This is a genomic window from Dictyoglomus sp. SSW (assembly GCF_055181335.1).
The window spans coordinates 1,846,667-1,862,491 of the sequence record NZ_CM143705.1 but is presented as its reverse complement, the minus strand read 5'-3'; the positions used below and the strand labels follow the sequence as shown (position 1 = coordinate 1,862,491).

Here is a 15,825-nt window from a genome sequence, read left to right as displayed (position 1 = left end):
AATATAATTTTCAATACTAGTTTATATCATAAGTATTATGTATTTTTCAATAAATTATTTTCAAGGTTTTTATTTCAAAAGGTTTAACTTTTATTTCTAAGATCTGATTTTTCAAGTTTAATTCACTATATTCTTTCTCTAAAAGATTTGTTTCATATATCTTTTTTACTGGAAAATTAAATTTGAAATTAATGATTTCTTCTTTGCCTAAATATTCTGCAAATCTTAATATCAATCCTTTGTGATCTTCTGATTGTTTTAAAGCACCAATAATTATGTTATTTTTATCCCAGCTTAAAATAGACACATCTTCAATTGAAAAATTACCTATTATAGGGATAAGGGTTTTATTCAATTCTTCAGCTTCTTTTAAAGTCTTTTCTCCCAGGGTTCCTTTGTGGGGTAGAATGGAATAAGTAAAGTTATGGTTTCCAAGATCAGCTGTATAGTCAGGAGAAAAGGGCGATCGCAATAAGGTTATTCCTATAATATTTTCATTAACGCTATGTCCATATTTTCCATTGTTTAAAATACTTACACCAAAATCTCCTTGCGATAAATCTATAAATCTGTGTACTGGTATTTCAAATTGGGCTTTTTCCCATGAAGTATTTTTATGAGTAGGTTTTGTATATGTCCCATAGGGAACTTCATAGGTTACAAATGGTGATAGTAGATCAAATGGGAAATATGCTCTTAACATTACTCTTTTTTCATTCCATTTTATTTCTGTTTCTATGTCTATTCTTTGTGAGAATGAATGGAGGGTATAGTATTGAATTATTTCCGAATTTCTATACTTTCTTATTACTTTAATTTTTCCTCTTAATGGGCCTCTTTCAGTTAATTCAATTTTTTCAGCCCTGAGCTCCTCGCCATATTTCTCATACTCTAATGGGATATCCCAGGCTTCCCAATTTCTTGGTCTATCAGAGTAGGCAATAATTATATTACCTTTATCAACAAAGAGATTTTTATTTTTCTCTTTATATAGTACCTGGAAAGAGCCATCTTCATTTACTTTCAGTCTTATTAATGAGTTTTCTAAGACATTATTATAAGCTTGAAGATCAGTATTATATGGTAAATTATTATTTTCTTTTTTAATATTTAAAGTAATTAAACTTAAGGGTGGTATGGTTATATTTTTTGAATAAAGGAATACTCCTTTATCTGTTTTTTGAATTGGTATCTCTGTATCTTTATAATGAAATCCTTCCATATCTTTCATTTCTAATTCTGTTTTTAATTCTTGAGGGAAAGAGGTAGGATTATAGATAATAATTTTCTTTTGAGAACTATCTTCTTTAATATCTAATTTAGCATCTAATATTTCTTTTAACTCTTTTTCAGTATCCTCATAAACTTCTTTTATTGAAGATCCGGGTAGTATATCATGAAATTCATTTCTTAATAGCTTTTCCCAGAGTTGAGTGAGCTTTTCATAAGGGTATGGTAGATCTTTCACAATGTTTAAGATAACAGATAGACTTTCGAGGGTGAAAAGGTAATTTTCTGCTAATCTGTGAAGTTTTTTGGTTCTTCCTTGGGTTGTAAAGGTCCCCCTGTGGAGTTCAAGATATAGATCTCCATAATATACAGGAAGTTTTTCTTTAGATATCTCTTCAAGAAATTTTATAGGATTTTCAAATTTTATATCTGGAATAAATGGTAAATCTTTCATTATATTTAATCTTTCTATCATTTCATAAGTAGGTCCACCACCACCATCACCATATCCAAAAGTATAGATCATTCTTTCTGATAAATTTCTCTGTTGATAATTTCTATAATTTTCTATAATTTCTTTTATTTCTGTTGATCCATTATAGCCACCATATCTGGCATATATATGAGCAATTATTCTAGTTCCATCAATCCCTTTCCAAAGGAATAAATCATAAGGAAATAGATTAGTTTCGTTCCATGAAAGTTTTGTGGTTACAAAATATTCAATATCTGATTTTTTAAGAATTTGAGGTAAATTAGGATTGAAACCAAAGGTATCTGGAAGCCATGCTATTTTACATGTTTTTTGAAATTCTTTTTCAAAGAATTTTTGGGCATATAAAAACTGTCTTACTAAGGCTTCTCCTGATGGGAGTTGAGAGTCGCATTCTACCCACATTCCTCCTTCTACTATCCATTGTTCTTTCATAACTTTTTCTTTTATTTTTTGGAAAAGGAAAATGTTATTTTCTTTTATATCTTTATAGATTTGGGCACTACTCTGTAAGAATTTGAAATCTGGATAAAGATCCATAAGTTGAAGGATAGTGGAAAAAGTTCTTTGGGCTTTTCTTATAGTTTCTTCTCTTGGCCAGAGCCAAGCATAATCTATATGAGAATGTCCTACAGCATAATATTCTCCTATATTTGGATATTTCTTTTTTAGGTTTCTGACTTTTTTGAGAGCTTCGTAAGCTTGTGATATTATTTCTTCTTTTAGTTTATAAGGTATAGGTGTTTCTGTCTTTGGAAATTCTGGCATACTCCATAAATTTTTCAAAATATCCATGGTAAATTTTGTGTTTTGAATTTTTTCCAAGAATTTTTCATTACTACTTATCAGTTTTATCTTTCCAAGGGTTTCTTCAAGTATAATCTCTATTTTTTGTTGTAGATCTTGGTTTATATTCTCTAAATAAAGGGCAAATTCTCTTATAATACTGAAGATAAGCCATGCTTTATAGATTTCTTCATCTTTTTGAAATATGAAGGCTTCATTGAGTACTGGATTATATTGGTGTTGGCCAAATAATCCCTTAGGTACAGCTTCAATAATAATATCCAACTCCTCGAAATAGGGTATTTTATGTTCCTTATGATATTGGTTTATACCAGCATATGGTGTACCATTTATAAATAGAAAGGCTTCTCCACCTACATCTAAGAAGATGTAAAGGGAGGATTTTTCAAAATCTTTTGGAAGACTTATCTTCTTTCTGAAATAAACAGGGAGAGATATTTTTTTCCATCTCTCCCCTAATTTAATAATCTCTAAATCTTTATCATTTAGTTTTTCTTTAGAATCAGTAAAATACCATTCATCAAGTATGAACTTGTTAATTATTGAATAGGCATATATTTCATCAAGCCAAAAATTCCATTGCTCTAAGAGGTATTTTCTCATAGTTCTAATTTAATAGTAATTTCTGATGGATAGCCTTGTTTTATAAGTTCTTCTCTTATCTCATTGACTGCTTTTACCATATTTTCCATTTTTGCTCTTGCTTCTTCCCAGGTTCTTGTCTTTAATCCACAATCAGGATCTATGAATACTTGTTCAGGGTGAAAATGCTTAAGAGCTTCCCTTATTCTTTGCTTTATCTCATCTACACTCTCTATTTTATGGGTATGGACATCTATAACTCCTACTGCAATATATTTATCGGGTGGAAATCCTGCATTTTCTATTAGCGGATAAAGTTTGTCTGCATTATTTGTAAATTCTAAGTCAAATTGGTGTACAGGGAAATTTATTATTTCTTTCCATATTGGTCTGAAATCTCCATAACATATGTGAGTAATTATAAAGCTTCTTAAACCTCTGGTAGAAACTTGAAAGGCTTCTTTTGCTATATGGATTTCTTCAGGATGGGTAGGGACAGCAGGTTCATCAATCTGTACAAATAATGCTCCAGCCTTCTCTAAATCTAATGCTTCTTGATTTATTACTTCTGCAAGGTCTAAAACTAAATCTCTCTTATTTTCATAATATTCATTAAAGGACCAATCTGCTATTGTATATGGACCTGTTAACATTCCTTTTACAGGCTTTTTAGTTAGACTTTGGGCAAACTTAAACATATCTACTGTTATGGGTTTTGTTCTTTTAATTTTACCTATTACAATTGGTTTTTTATAGTATCTGTTTCCGTATGATCTGACAAGACCACTTATAGTAAAGCCTTCTAAATTTTCTGCAAAATACGTGGCCATATCTCCTCTTTCCATTTCTCCATGTACTAATATGTCTACGCCTATTTCTTCTTGCATTTTAATAACCTCTTCTGTAGCCTTGAGCTCTAACTCATGAAGAGTAGAGTAGGGAATTTGACCTTTTGAGTATTGATTTCTTGCTTTGACGAGATAGTCTGGTTTGGGAAAACTACCAACACTTGTTGTGGGAAGTATGGGAAGTTTTATTTCTTTCATTTTTTCTCACCTCTTACTAAGTTTACTCCTTTAGCTAAATTTACCAATTTTTCATATGCTCTTTCTCTTGGTAAATATTCAAGCCCAGCGCTTGGGCTAATATAGAGATTTTTATCTTCTACGTAGTTTAGAGCTTGTTTTATTAATTGGGCGATTTGATCAGGTGTTTCTAATTTTGTATTTCTTGCATCAACTATGCCATAGCCTAAGCCAATATTTTTGGGAAAATCTTTTAGTATCTCAAAATTCTCTTTTCTTGATACAAAATCTATTCCAAATATATCAATTGGTAAATCTTTTATTCTGTCTTTTAAAGATAAGACTGTATGAAAGTATGTATATATAGCTAATTTTCCTGAAAAATATTTTCTAATTTCCTTGTATATTTCTAGGAGAAGATCAAAATCTTCTGGATAGTATTGAATAGAAGGTTCGTTAAACTGGAGATATTTAACCTTATTTTCTTCTAATAACTTTACTTCTTCAATTAATGCTTTTACATATGCTTTTGTTAATTTCTCTAAATCCTTATAATACTCATCTCTACTTAATCTTGCAATAGTATATGGGCCTGTTAGAACTGCCTTAACAGGAATATTACCTGCCCACTCTTGAGCTTTTTTCCAATCATTAAGTATGATAGGTTCTCTCCATTTTATTTCGTCTTTTATGATTGGTTGTCTATAGTAGGTATTATTATCAAAATATCTAAATAATCCTCCTATTTCGATACCATCAAGTTTTTTGGCTATATAACTTTGACCATCCTCCCATCTTATCTGACCATCTGTAATAAGCTCTACTCCTGCACTTATTTGTTCTTCAATTACTTCTTTTGTTACTTCATCAAAAATTTTCTCTAATTCTTCCTTTGTAATCTTTCCTTGATCATAAGCATGAATTGCTTTCCTTAATTTTGGTTCTCTTGGGGGATTTGGTATTTTAGGATAATGATCTACAACCGTAATTATCATCTTTAAACCTCCTTACTATTAATTGTCTCCATATATATCTTTTAATACTGCTCCTTGGCTTGCAGATGTTACTAAAGCAGCATAACGTCTTAAGTAGCTAAACTCAATCTCTCTTTTAATAGGTTTCCATTCTTTCTTTCTTTCTTCTAATTCTTCTTGAGATAATTTCACATTTATTTTTCTATTCGGTATATCTATTTCAATAATATCTCCATCTTTAAGGAGAGCTATAGGTCCACCCTCAGCAGCTTCAGGGGATACATGTCCTATGGCTGCTCCTCTGCTTCCTCCTGAGAATCTACCGTCGGTTATTAATGCCACATCTTCATCAAGTCCCATTCCTGCTAATGCAGAAGTGGGACTTAACATTTCTCTCATTCCAGGCCCTCCTTTTGGGCCCTCATATCTTATAATTACCACATCTCCTTTATTGATTTTGCCCGCGTAAATCTCTTTTATGGCTTCTTCCTCACTATTAAATACCCTTGTAGGCCCTGTATGTTTTAACATCTTAGGGCTTACCGCAGATTTTTTAACTACTGCACCTTCTGGGGCTAAATTTCCATATAGTATAGAAAGTCCACCATCAGAGGCATATGGATTTTCTAAGGATCTTATCACATTTCTATCTCTAATAACTGCAGATTCTGCAATTTCTCCAATGGTTTTACCTGAAACTGTTATGGCATTGGGATGTAATAGATTACCCTTCAAAAGTTCTTTCATTACTGCTGGTATTCCTCCTGCCTCATGTAAATCTTGAATATGTTGAGAGGATGCAGGACTTAACTTACATATATTGGGTGTTTTTTCACTAATTTTTTGGAAAGTATCAAGAGGTAAATCTATTTTTGCCTCTTTTGCAATTGCTAATAGATGTAAAACTGTATTGGTGGAACCTCCCAAAGCCATATCTACAGCAATAGCATTTTCAAAGGCTTCTTTTGTTAATATATCTCTTGCTTTTATTCCTGCTTTTACTAATTCCACTATTCTCTTCCCAGCTTCTTTTGATAATCTTTTTCTTAATCCATCAAAAGCAGCAGGTAAAGTACCATTAAAAGGTAAAGCTATGCCAAGAGCTTCAGATAGACAATTCATAGTGTTTGCAGTAAACATTCCAGAGCAGGAACCACATCCTGGACAGGCATATTGTTCTAAATCAAGCAAGTCTTCTTCTTTTAAGTTTCCTGCCTTTACTTGTCCTATACCTTCAAAAATACTAATTAAATCTACATCTTTACCTTGCCATCTTCCAGCAAGCATAGGTCCACCACTTAAAATAATAGAAGGTAGGTTTAATCTTGCTGCAGCCATAAGCATTCCGGGTACAATCTTGTCACAGTTGGTTATAAGTATAATTCCATCTAACTGGTAGGCTTCTACCATAGCTTCTATTGAATCTGCTATTAATTCTCTGCTAGCGAGAGAATATTTCATTCCTTTATGTCCCATTGCAATACCATCGCATATACCAATGACTCTGAATTCCATTGGGGTTCCGCCAGCTTCTAAAATTCCATATTTTACTGCTTGGGTAATCATATCTAAATGGATATGTCCTGGTATCATTTCATTTCCTGAGTTAACAACTCCAATAAGAGGTTTTTCTAATTCATCCTTAGTATATCCCATTGCGTAGAAAAGAGATCTATGAGGAGCTCTTTCTATACCTTTCTTTACTGCATCACTTCTCATTTTTTCTACCTCCTAAAGTAACCTTTTGATAATGCTAACAATAGAAAGTTAAGATTGTCAATAGTTTATAGACACATTTGTAAAATTTTATAAACATCTTCTTTTGTTAATTTTTTTGTATTACCAATAGGTCCAAATTGAGTTGCTTTTTCTGCCATTTCTTCAAGTTTTTCATCATTTATTCCTACTTTTGAAAGTTTTGTGGGTACACCTATACTTTCGTAGAAATCAATTAATCTTTCAATCCCTTTTAACCCTACTTCAAAATCATCATCTCCTGTTATACCCCAAACATTTCTTGCAAAATTAGCGAATTTGTGAGGTATCACATCTAATACATATTTCATCCAATGAGGAAAGACAATAGCAAGACCTAAGCCATGGGGTATATCATATATGGCAGATATAGCATGTTCAATAGCATGGGTTGCCCAGTCTTGTTCCTTTCCAGCACCGATTATTCCATTTAGGGCATTTGTACCGCACCATAGTATGGTTGCCCTTGCGTTGAGATCTTCTGGATTTTCAATAATTTTGGGGGTTGTTTCTATTACAGTTTTCATTATTGCTTCTGCAAATCTATCTTGTAAAATAGCATCATCAACCCTATCAAAATATTGTTCAAATACATGAGAGAGGATATCTACAATACCATAAAGGGTATGGTTAAGAGGAACGGAAGCAGTATTTTTAGGATCTAATATAGAGAATTTGGGATAAATATAAGGGCTTGAAATAGCTAATTTTTCTTGAGTTTCTAAATTGGATATTACTGCATTTCCATTCATTTCTGATCCTGTAGCTGCAAGGGTAAGTACTACACCAATAGGTATTGTAGGTTTTATAGGCTTCCTATACTTAAATAGATCCCAAACATCTCCTTCATAGGTTAAACCTGCAGCTATAGCTTTAGCAGTGTCGATAACACTACCACCACCAACAGCTAAGAGTAGATCAATATTATTCTCTCTTACCATATTTATTCCTTTTCTTACTAAGTCTACTCTTGGATTTGGTTTAACTCCCTCCAACTCAAAAATTTCTAAGCCCTCTTCCTTTAGGCGTTTGACAACTCTATCATAAAGTCCTATTTTTTTTACACTTCCTTGTCCTATTACAAGAAGAATTCTTTTTCCATAATTTTTTGCTTCTTTTCCTACATCCTCAGTGGTATCTACTCCAAATATAATTTTTGTAGGATTATGAAAAACAAAATTTCTCATTTTTAGTCCTCCTTTCGGTTTAAGATTTTAGAAAATTATATTGCTTAAAGATAAAATTTACAATCTAAAATAATTTTCAAATATTTAATCTATTTCGCCTTTTTCAAGAAGATCAACAAAGATCTCTGCAATCTCGGGATCAAATTGTCTTCCAGCATTCTTTTTAATCTCTTTTATAATTTCTTTTTTAGAAAGAGCCTTTCTATATGGTCTATCTGATTTCATAGCGGAATAAGCATCAACAACTGCTAAAATCCTTGCTAAGAGGGGAATATCTTTTCCTTGAAGACTTTGGGGATATCCTTTACCATCATATCTTTCATGATGATAAAGAATTGCTTGTAGAAGTTTCTCCATTTTTGGTAATTGATTGAGTATTAGATAACCAAGTCTTGGATGTTCTTTTATAATTTTCCATTCTTCCTCTGTTAACGGTCCAGGCTTTTTGAGTATCTCAGAGGGTATACCTATTTTGCCTATATCATGTAATTTACCTGCAATTTCAAGAATTTCAAGATCTTCTTTAGAAAGCCCTAATTTTTCACCAATTTTTTTAGCATATTTTGAAACATCTATAGAATGCGTAAAAGTATAGTTATCTTTATTATCAATTGCATTTACAAGACCTAAGAAAATATCAAATTTAGGTATTTCTTCTTTTAGAGGAGTAATATCAGAGGAAGAAAGTAGAGCAAATCTTCCACCTCCGGAAGTTTTAGCCTTATACATGGCAGTATCTGCTAATGTAAGGAGTTTTTCGGGTTCCAATGTATCAAAGGGGTATGATGCTATACCAATACTTATATTTAATGGTATTTTATTATTTTGTGGAGTTAATAGTGGTATATTTTTAAGATTATTTAGTATTCTTTCTGCCAACCTTTTTGCACCTTCTATGGGGGTTTCGGGTAGAATAATAGCGAATTCGTCTCCTCCATATCTCCCTAAAATATCTACTTTTCTACAGGATTTTTTCAATATACTCGCTACCGTTTTTAGTACTTCATCTCCAAAGGTATGTCCATATGTGTCATTAAAGAGTTTAAAGTTATCAATGTCTAATATCATCACAGAAAGAGGACGATTATATCTTCGAGCCCTTGTTAATTCTTTCTGGAATGTTTCTTCTAAAGCTCTTCTGTTTAATATACCTGTTAGAGGATCTGTGGTTGCAAGTTTTTTAGTTTCCTCAAATAGTTTAGCATTTTCTAAGGCTATTGCAATAAAACTTGACAATGTAGAAAGTAGTCTAATAGTATGTTCGTTATATGCATCTATTTGGTGATGTTTTAAAATAACGACTCCTATTACTCTATCTCCTATGGTTATAGGTATTCCTAAGAAAACTTTATTCTTTTTGGTTTTGCTTTTCTTTAAAAGATACTTTTTGGTTTCTATAATTTTTAAAATTCTCTTTCTATCATTAGCTGTTATCTGATCTCCTTCTTTTGTGTTTATTTTTTTTGCTACAATCTCAAAATTGCAGTTAGAATCTTCTTGTTTGCAGTTTACTATATAAAGAGCGTCAAAATCAGTAAGTTTCGATATTTCTTTTATGATTAGATCCCAAAGGAGTTCAACTTCAAGGGCAGATGTTATTTTTTTACCAATGTCGTTAAGTATTGAAAGTTCTTTTATGTGACTTTCTAATCTTTTTTCATACTCTTCTCTTTCTTTAAATATGATTGCACCTTGTAATGCTGCACTAAGCTGTGCTCTTAAAAGTTCATAAACTATACCTTCTGAGGGCCCTATTTCAAAAAGGGCATAACCTATAGAGTTCTCTTTGTAAAATAGAGGAGATACAATATAATTTGCTCTGTAAGAAGGTAAAAATTTATCAGGAATAATTTGATATATATCAAAAGATTCATTAGTTATGATTTCTTTTCCATCCTTATATCCTAAGGCTAAAATTCCCTCTTTTAAAGGAGTTTTTGAATCCTTATACTCAACAATATAAAAACTTCTTATTCCTAAGTTGATGATACTATTTTTTGCTTGCTCTAATATTTCTCTCTTTTCAAAACTTGATGTTAAGCTTATTCCTATTTGAGTAAGGTAATTCATCCTTTCTTCCGTTTTATAACTTCTGTAACCTTGGAATCTTTCGGAAAAATCACTTATTAACACTCTTGCTTGATGCAAGAGATTTTCTGCATAGTGAAGAGTTTCATCATCTAAATAGTAGAACAAAAACTTTCTTAATAAAGATATGTAATCTTGAAATATACCTGTATTTCTTCCTTCTTGTTCTTCCTCTTTTAAAATCCAGTTTAAAGTTGATATAAATATTTTAAAACTTCTTTCTTTTAGATTTTCAATAAAAGCATAGTATATTTTTTCTAATCTTTCTAATGTTTTTGAATCTAATTGGGATAAGTTTCTTAATAAGTATTCTGTAAATTTATCTTTTAAATTTTCAAGGTTTATATAATCTAATTTTGTAAATTCTTTATCTATATCAACTTTTGCCTTTTCTATAGCAGAATATGTACATCCACATGAGTCTCTTATAACAAATTTTGTGGGAAAGCAAATCTTTTCAGGTACCTTTTCACCCGATAAGAGTTTAAGAAGATACTCTATGCTTTTCCATCCCATTTCATATAGGGGTTGAGATACTGTTGTTAGTGGTGGGGTAATAAATTTTGCTCCTTCTATATCATCAAATCCTGTAATTTTTATATCTTCTGGTAGATGATATCCTCTTTCTTTCAACTCTTCTATTGCTCCTATGGCTATATCATCATCAGAACACACGATGACATCTAAATCTATTTTATGTTTAGAGAATTGTTTAATAGCCTCTCTGCCAGAATTGTAAGAAAATTCTCCATAAAAAATGTAATTATAATTAATGGGAATTTTATATCTATTTAGAGTGTTGATAAAGGTTTCATATCTTATTTTAGCATCATCATTATTTAAAGGACCTGTAATAAATCCAAATTTCCTGTATCCATGATCCTCAATAAGGTGTACTAAAAGTTCTTCAAACCCTAATACATTGTCTATAATTATGCTTGGAATGCTTTTTATTTCAGTACCTATGCTGATTGTTGGTATAATTTGAGAATATCTATAGCAAAACTCTTCTAATATATATTTGGAAACATATCCACTAAGAACTGAAGTTAATATTACTAAACCATCAACGTTGTTCTTGTTTATAATTTTGTAAATAATATTTCCCATTCTCTCTTTTTCGTTGGGTGTATTTAAATGTTTTCCAGCAAAACATAAGATATCTAAATTGTAGTTTTCTCCAGCTGAAAATACTCCTTCTAAAATGCCCCATTGATAATTATAGAGATTATCTACTATTACTCCTATTTTCATTCTGCTCATCAAAGTTCCCCCTTAAAACTAATTATAGAATATTGCTTACCCCCTAAACTTTTTGCCTCATACATAGCCAAATCTGCAAAATTTATAAGTTTTTCAAGCTCTATTGTAGTATCTGGATATACCGCAATGCCTATACTTATACTAAGATAAATTCTAGCCTTATTGGGAGAAAAAAGCTCTATTTTATCCACATTTTTGATTAGTTTATTTGCCACTTTAATTGTATTTTTTAAATTTGTCTCAGGAAGAATAATGATAAATTCATCCCCACCATATCTTCCCACAATATCCACTTTTCTACAAGATTCTCTTAATATTTTGCCCACTGTTTTTAATACTTCATCTCCAAAGCTATGTCCAAAGGTATCATTTACCATTTTGAAATTGTCCAAATCTATAACCATAACAGATAAAGGACGATTATATCTTTTAGATCTTTCAATTTCTCTTTGTAGGATCTCATCTAATGCTCTCCTATTAGGTAGGCTAGTTAATGGGTCAGTAATAGCTAATTTTTTTAATTCTTCAATTATTAAAGCACCTTTAATACCGCCACTTATTTCTGCTCTGAGTATCTCATAGATTACTCCCTTTTTAGGCCCATATTCAAATACTATATATCCCAAATGGTCATTTTCAACAAAGAGAGGTTCGAGGACAAGATTTAATCTCCTTTTAGGTAGTAAAGATTCTGGTATAATTTCTTCTATATCAAATATGTCTTTTTCTTTTGTTTTTATATTTCCATCTACTACCGATAGAATATTTTTGACTTTTTTACAGTTTGAATCTTTTTGATACATAAATATATAGAAAGTATTTAAATCTATTTCTGGTAATCTATAGCTTACCCTATTTAAAATTTCATCCATTTGAAAAGTAGATAGAAGATCAGCTCCAATATATCCTAAATGGTCAATTAAATCATTGGTTTTGAAAATCTCATATTTTAATTTTTTTTCTTTATAATCTTTTAAAACATTAATTGATTGTAAAATGAGGTTTTTGGCTTTTTGATAAAGAGAATTTTCAAAATGCATATCAATAAAAGAATTAATATTATTAAAAGTTTCTTCCAATAACTCAATATCTACATTATTATTTAACAATAAACTTTCTATTTCGGTAATAAAGTTTTCTTCAGTTCCGATGACACTATTATAAAATTTTTTTATTATATTTTTTATCCATTTAATATTTCGAGGGCTTTTTGTTTCTATATTTGAAATCAAATATTCATTTAATAGAGAATAAAAATCCTCTTTATCCTTTTTGAGATCAAAAATTTTCGACCAAACTTTTTCTTCTTTTTTTAATAGTCTAATATAAAATCTTGTACAACCACAAGACTCACGGATTATCATTTTTGTGGGTATTTCTATCTTTTTAGGAATTTCTTTTCCTAAAATAAGAGAATGACACATTTCTAAAGCTTTTTTTCCTAATTCTGATAAATTTTGTTCCACCGTAGATAAAGATGGTTCTACAAAAGTGGACTCCAATATATTATCAAATCCTGTAATGGCAATTTCATTTGGTACTTTTATCTTTCTTCTTTTAAGTTCTTCAAGACCTGCTATTGCCATGTTATCATTGGAAAAAACAATGACATCAGGTTTTATTTTCCTTTCATCTAAGAAGGTTCTTATAGCATATATACCTTGAGGGGTGGTGAAATCACTTTCATAGACATATTCTTGCTTTATTTCTATATCGTATTCTCTAAGTGTTTCGTAGAAAGTGTTGTTTCTGATTTGAGCTTCTTCGTTATTTATAGGTCCAGCCACATATGCAATACTTCTATATCGGTGATCTTCTATCAAATGAATGAGAAGTTCTTGGAAACCTTTTCTGTTGTCGCTTATTACACATGGTATTTCTTCTGTTTCTAATCCTAAACTTACGACGGGTAATTGAGGATAAAATCTTTTGTAAAATTTAATTATTTCTTCTTTTGGTAAATTGAATCCAACTACAAGTCCTAATATTATTAGTCCATCCATATTCTTCTTAGATATTAAATCATAAATCCTATTTCTTCTTTGGCTTTCAATATTGTTTGGATTTAGATCTCCCCCTACAAAGACATAAATATCAGTATTAAGTTTTTCTGCTTCAGAGAAAATTCCTGATAGAATTTTCATCTGATAGCCTTCATATAAATAGTTTACAATTACCCCTATCTTTTTTCGCATTAGCTTCTCCTATAGTTAATATTGTTAACAATTTATTATACTACTTTTATAAAATCTTTTAAAAGACCTAAAAAATAATATAATGTAAGAATAGTAAATCTATCTCTGATAAATAGGGAATAAAGAATAGCTTTTTTTAAATCTTCTTTTTTTATGTTCCAATCTTCTATATCCAATGAGAATCTGATTTTTTTAAATCCATCTATTATTTCTCGTTTCTTTTTAGAAAGGTTTTCAGCAAGAGATTTAATATCATCTTGATGGAGTTTTATTTTTTCAATGAGGCTTTTTCTGAACTCAATGTTATTAAACATTTCTATTCTTTCTATATTTTCTTCTATTATTCTATTATGTATTTTGGGAAAATTTTCTTCTATCTCTTTTCTCCATTCCTTTATATCTATTTCATAATCTACATATTGATCCATTTTTTCAAAGTCAAATTCTAATATGAATTCATATAATTTAATCACGTAAAAGGTAGCTATTCCTACTTTTATTCCATGAAATAGATCATATCCTAAAAACTCTAAATAATGGGCAATATGATGCTCTGCTCCTGAAGCTGGACGAGAGTTTCCTACCTTTGTCATTAATTCTCCTGATTTTACAAGACCCTCAAACAATGGTTTAATAAAATCATTTTTGTCTATACTTTTTAGCGTATCTTCACAAGCTTTTAACATTTCTTCTGCTACATTTGTATCTAAAGGTTCATCTAAAAGAATGTGAGCAAGCTTCCAATCTGAAAGAGCTGTATATTTCCCCATTAAGTCTCCAAAACCTGCTTTTATAAGTAAATGGGGGGCATTTTTAAGTATTTCTAAATTTGCAAATATAAGCTCAGGGGGTTTTGCTGGTAAAGTGGTTTTGATTCCATCTATGGTTAGTGCGGCAACTGAAGATGCATATCCATCCATAGATGGGGCTGTTGGTACAGATATAAATTTTAGATGTTGTTTATAACTTACGAATCTTGCTATATCTGTTATACTTCCCGAACCTACTGAGATGATTACATTGTCGTCATTGGTGTTTATGATTAATTTACAAATATGTTTTTCGTCTGCATGAGTATTATATGGTAAAACAAGCAGTTTTGAGTTGTCACCAAGATTTCTATAGATGTCTTTCCCGCATACTTCATAAGTATTTTCGTCACAAAGAATTAATGGGATTTCCTTTTGTTTTTTCATATAATCTAAGAGATTGGAAAAATCATTGTCCCATATAAGCATTTTCTCCTTACCTCCTTTTATTATAAATGGTATAATTCTTTTAATATTTAGTCAAAATAGTATTAAGATATGACAGAAAATATAATAACAAACATATTTATCATATTTCTGGGATATTTTATAAAGAAAATAAAAATACTTCCTTCCGAGGCAGGATCAACTTTAAGTAGATTCGTAATATATATTACACTTCCCGCTACTATTCTTAAAGTATTTTTAACATCTTATATAAGCCATGATATCTTTTTTTTGCCTTTTATTTCATTTTCTTTTGGAATAGTCGTATTTATAATTGGTTTTATTTTTTTAAGAAATAAGAAATTAGATAATAATCTGAGATGGACTTTGCTTATTGGTATCTGTGGGTATAATGTGGGGCTTTTTTCTTATCCTTTTATAAGAAGTTTTTACGGAGATGAGGGACTTTTATATATGGCCATGTTTGATATAGGAAACTCTTTTATAGTTTTTGGATTATCATATGCTTTGTCTATTCTCTCAGAGGGAAATTGGTCTCTTTCTGAAGTTAAAAATGTGATTAAGAAGGTGTTATTATTTTTTCCATTGGATGTATATTTTGTATCTCTCATTTTAAATCTATTGAAAGTAAATTTTCCTTCAATTTTTATTTCCATATTAAATTATTTATCTTTATCTAATTTTACGCTTGCTCTTTTTACAATCGTTTATTTTCTTGATTTTAAATTGGATAAGAAAGAGATAGAGGCTTTATTTTATGGCCTTGTTATAAGATTTATACCTGGAATATTATTTGCTATTTTTTTGAGGAGATTTTTAGAGGATTCTCTATTTATTAGGATTATTTCCTTGGGAGTTTTATTACCAGCACCTTTAGTAGTTGTAATTTATTCAAATGAAATGGGATTAAATTCAAGATTTGCCTCTTTATATGTTTCTTTAACCATATTAATTGGAACTTTCTTCCTTATAATTTTTAAATAAAAAAATAGCTCAAAGGGGGATGTCT

9 protein-coding genes are annotated in these 15,825 nt (G+C 30.4%); 1 reads left to right on the top strand and 8 read right to left on the bottom strand.

Going from position 1 to position 15,825, the window contains the following annotated elements; translation table 11 throughout:
* Positions 1-46: 46 nt before the first annotated feature.
* The 8 genes from ACY3JM_RS09175 to ACY3JM_RS09140 form a co-directional block, all read right to left on the bottom strand.
* Complete coding sequence (locus tag ACY3JM_RS09175) at positions 47-3,133, bottom strand: alpha-mannosidase (protein WP_463111325.1); 3,087 nt, start codon at positions 3,131-3,133, stop codon at positions 47-49.
* Complete coding sequence (locus tag ACY3JM_RS09170) at positions 3,130-4,158, bottom strand: methionine synthase (protein WP_463111324.1); 1,029 nt, start codon at positions 4,156-4,158, stop codon at positions 3,130-3,132. The genes ACY3JM_RS09175 and ACY3JM_RS09170 overlap by 4 nt, the downstream gene beginning before the upstream one ends.
* On the bottom strand, positions 4,155-5,132 hold the full coding sequence (locus ACY3JM_RS09165; RefSeq protein ID WP_463083313.1) for a methylcobamide--CoM methyltransferase: 978 nt from the start codon (positions 5,130-5,132) through the stop codon (positions 4,155-4,157). The genes ACY3JM_RS09170 and ACY3JM_RS09165 overlap by 4 nt, the downstream gene beginning before the upstream one ends.
* Positions 5,133-5,150: 18 nt before the next feature.
* Entirely contained in the window at positions 5,151-6,830 is a 1,680-nt protein-coding gene (gene ilvD / locus ACY3JM_RS09160) for a dihydroxy-acid dehydratase (RefSeq protein WP_463111323.1), read from the bottom strand.
* A 65-nt stretch (positions 6,831-6,895) separates the two neighbouring features.
* Positions 6,896-8,053, bottom strand: a complete 1,158-nt coding sequence (locus tag ACY3JM_RS09155; protein WP_463083315.1) for an iron-containing alcohol dehydrogenase — start codon at positions 8,051-8,053, stop codon at positions 6,896-6,898.
* Positions 8,054-8,137: 84 nt separating this feature from the next.
* Positions 8,138-11,404 (bottom strand): diguanylate cyclase, encoded by a 3,267-nt coding sequence (locus ACY3JM_RS09150; RefSeq protein ID WP_463111322.1) that lies wholly within the window; start codon positions 11,402-11,404, stop codon positions 8,138-8,140.
* Positions 11,404-13,599 (bottom strand): diguanylate cyclase, encoded by a 2,196-nt coding sequence (locus tag ACY3JM_RS09145; protein WP_463111321.1) that lies wholly within the window; start codon positions 13,597-13,599, stop codon positions 11,404-11,406. Before ACY3JM_RS09145 ends, ACY3JM_RS09150 begins: the two co-directional genes overlap by 1 nt.
* 35 nt (positions 13,600-13,634) lie before the next feature.
* Positions 13,635-14,837, bottom strand: a complete 1,203-nt coding sequence (locus tag ACY3JM_RS09140) for an iron-containing alcohol dehydrogenase (protein WP_463111320.1) — start codon at positions 14,835-14,837, stop codon at positions 13,635-13,637.
* 69 nt (positions 14,838-14,906) lie between these two features.
* Here ACY3JM_RS09140 and ACY3JM_RS09135 point away from each other — a divergent pair, with 69 nt between their 5' ends.
* On the top strand, positions 14,907-15,800 hold the full coding sequence (locus ACY3JM_RS09135; RefSeq protein WP_463111319.1) for an AEC family transporter: 894 nt from the start codon (positions 14,907-14,909) through the stop codon (positions 15,798-15,800).
* Positions 15,801-15,825: the final 25 nt, after the last annotated feature.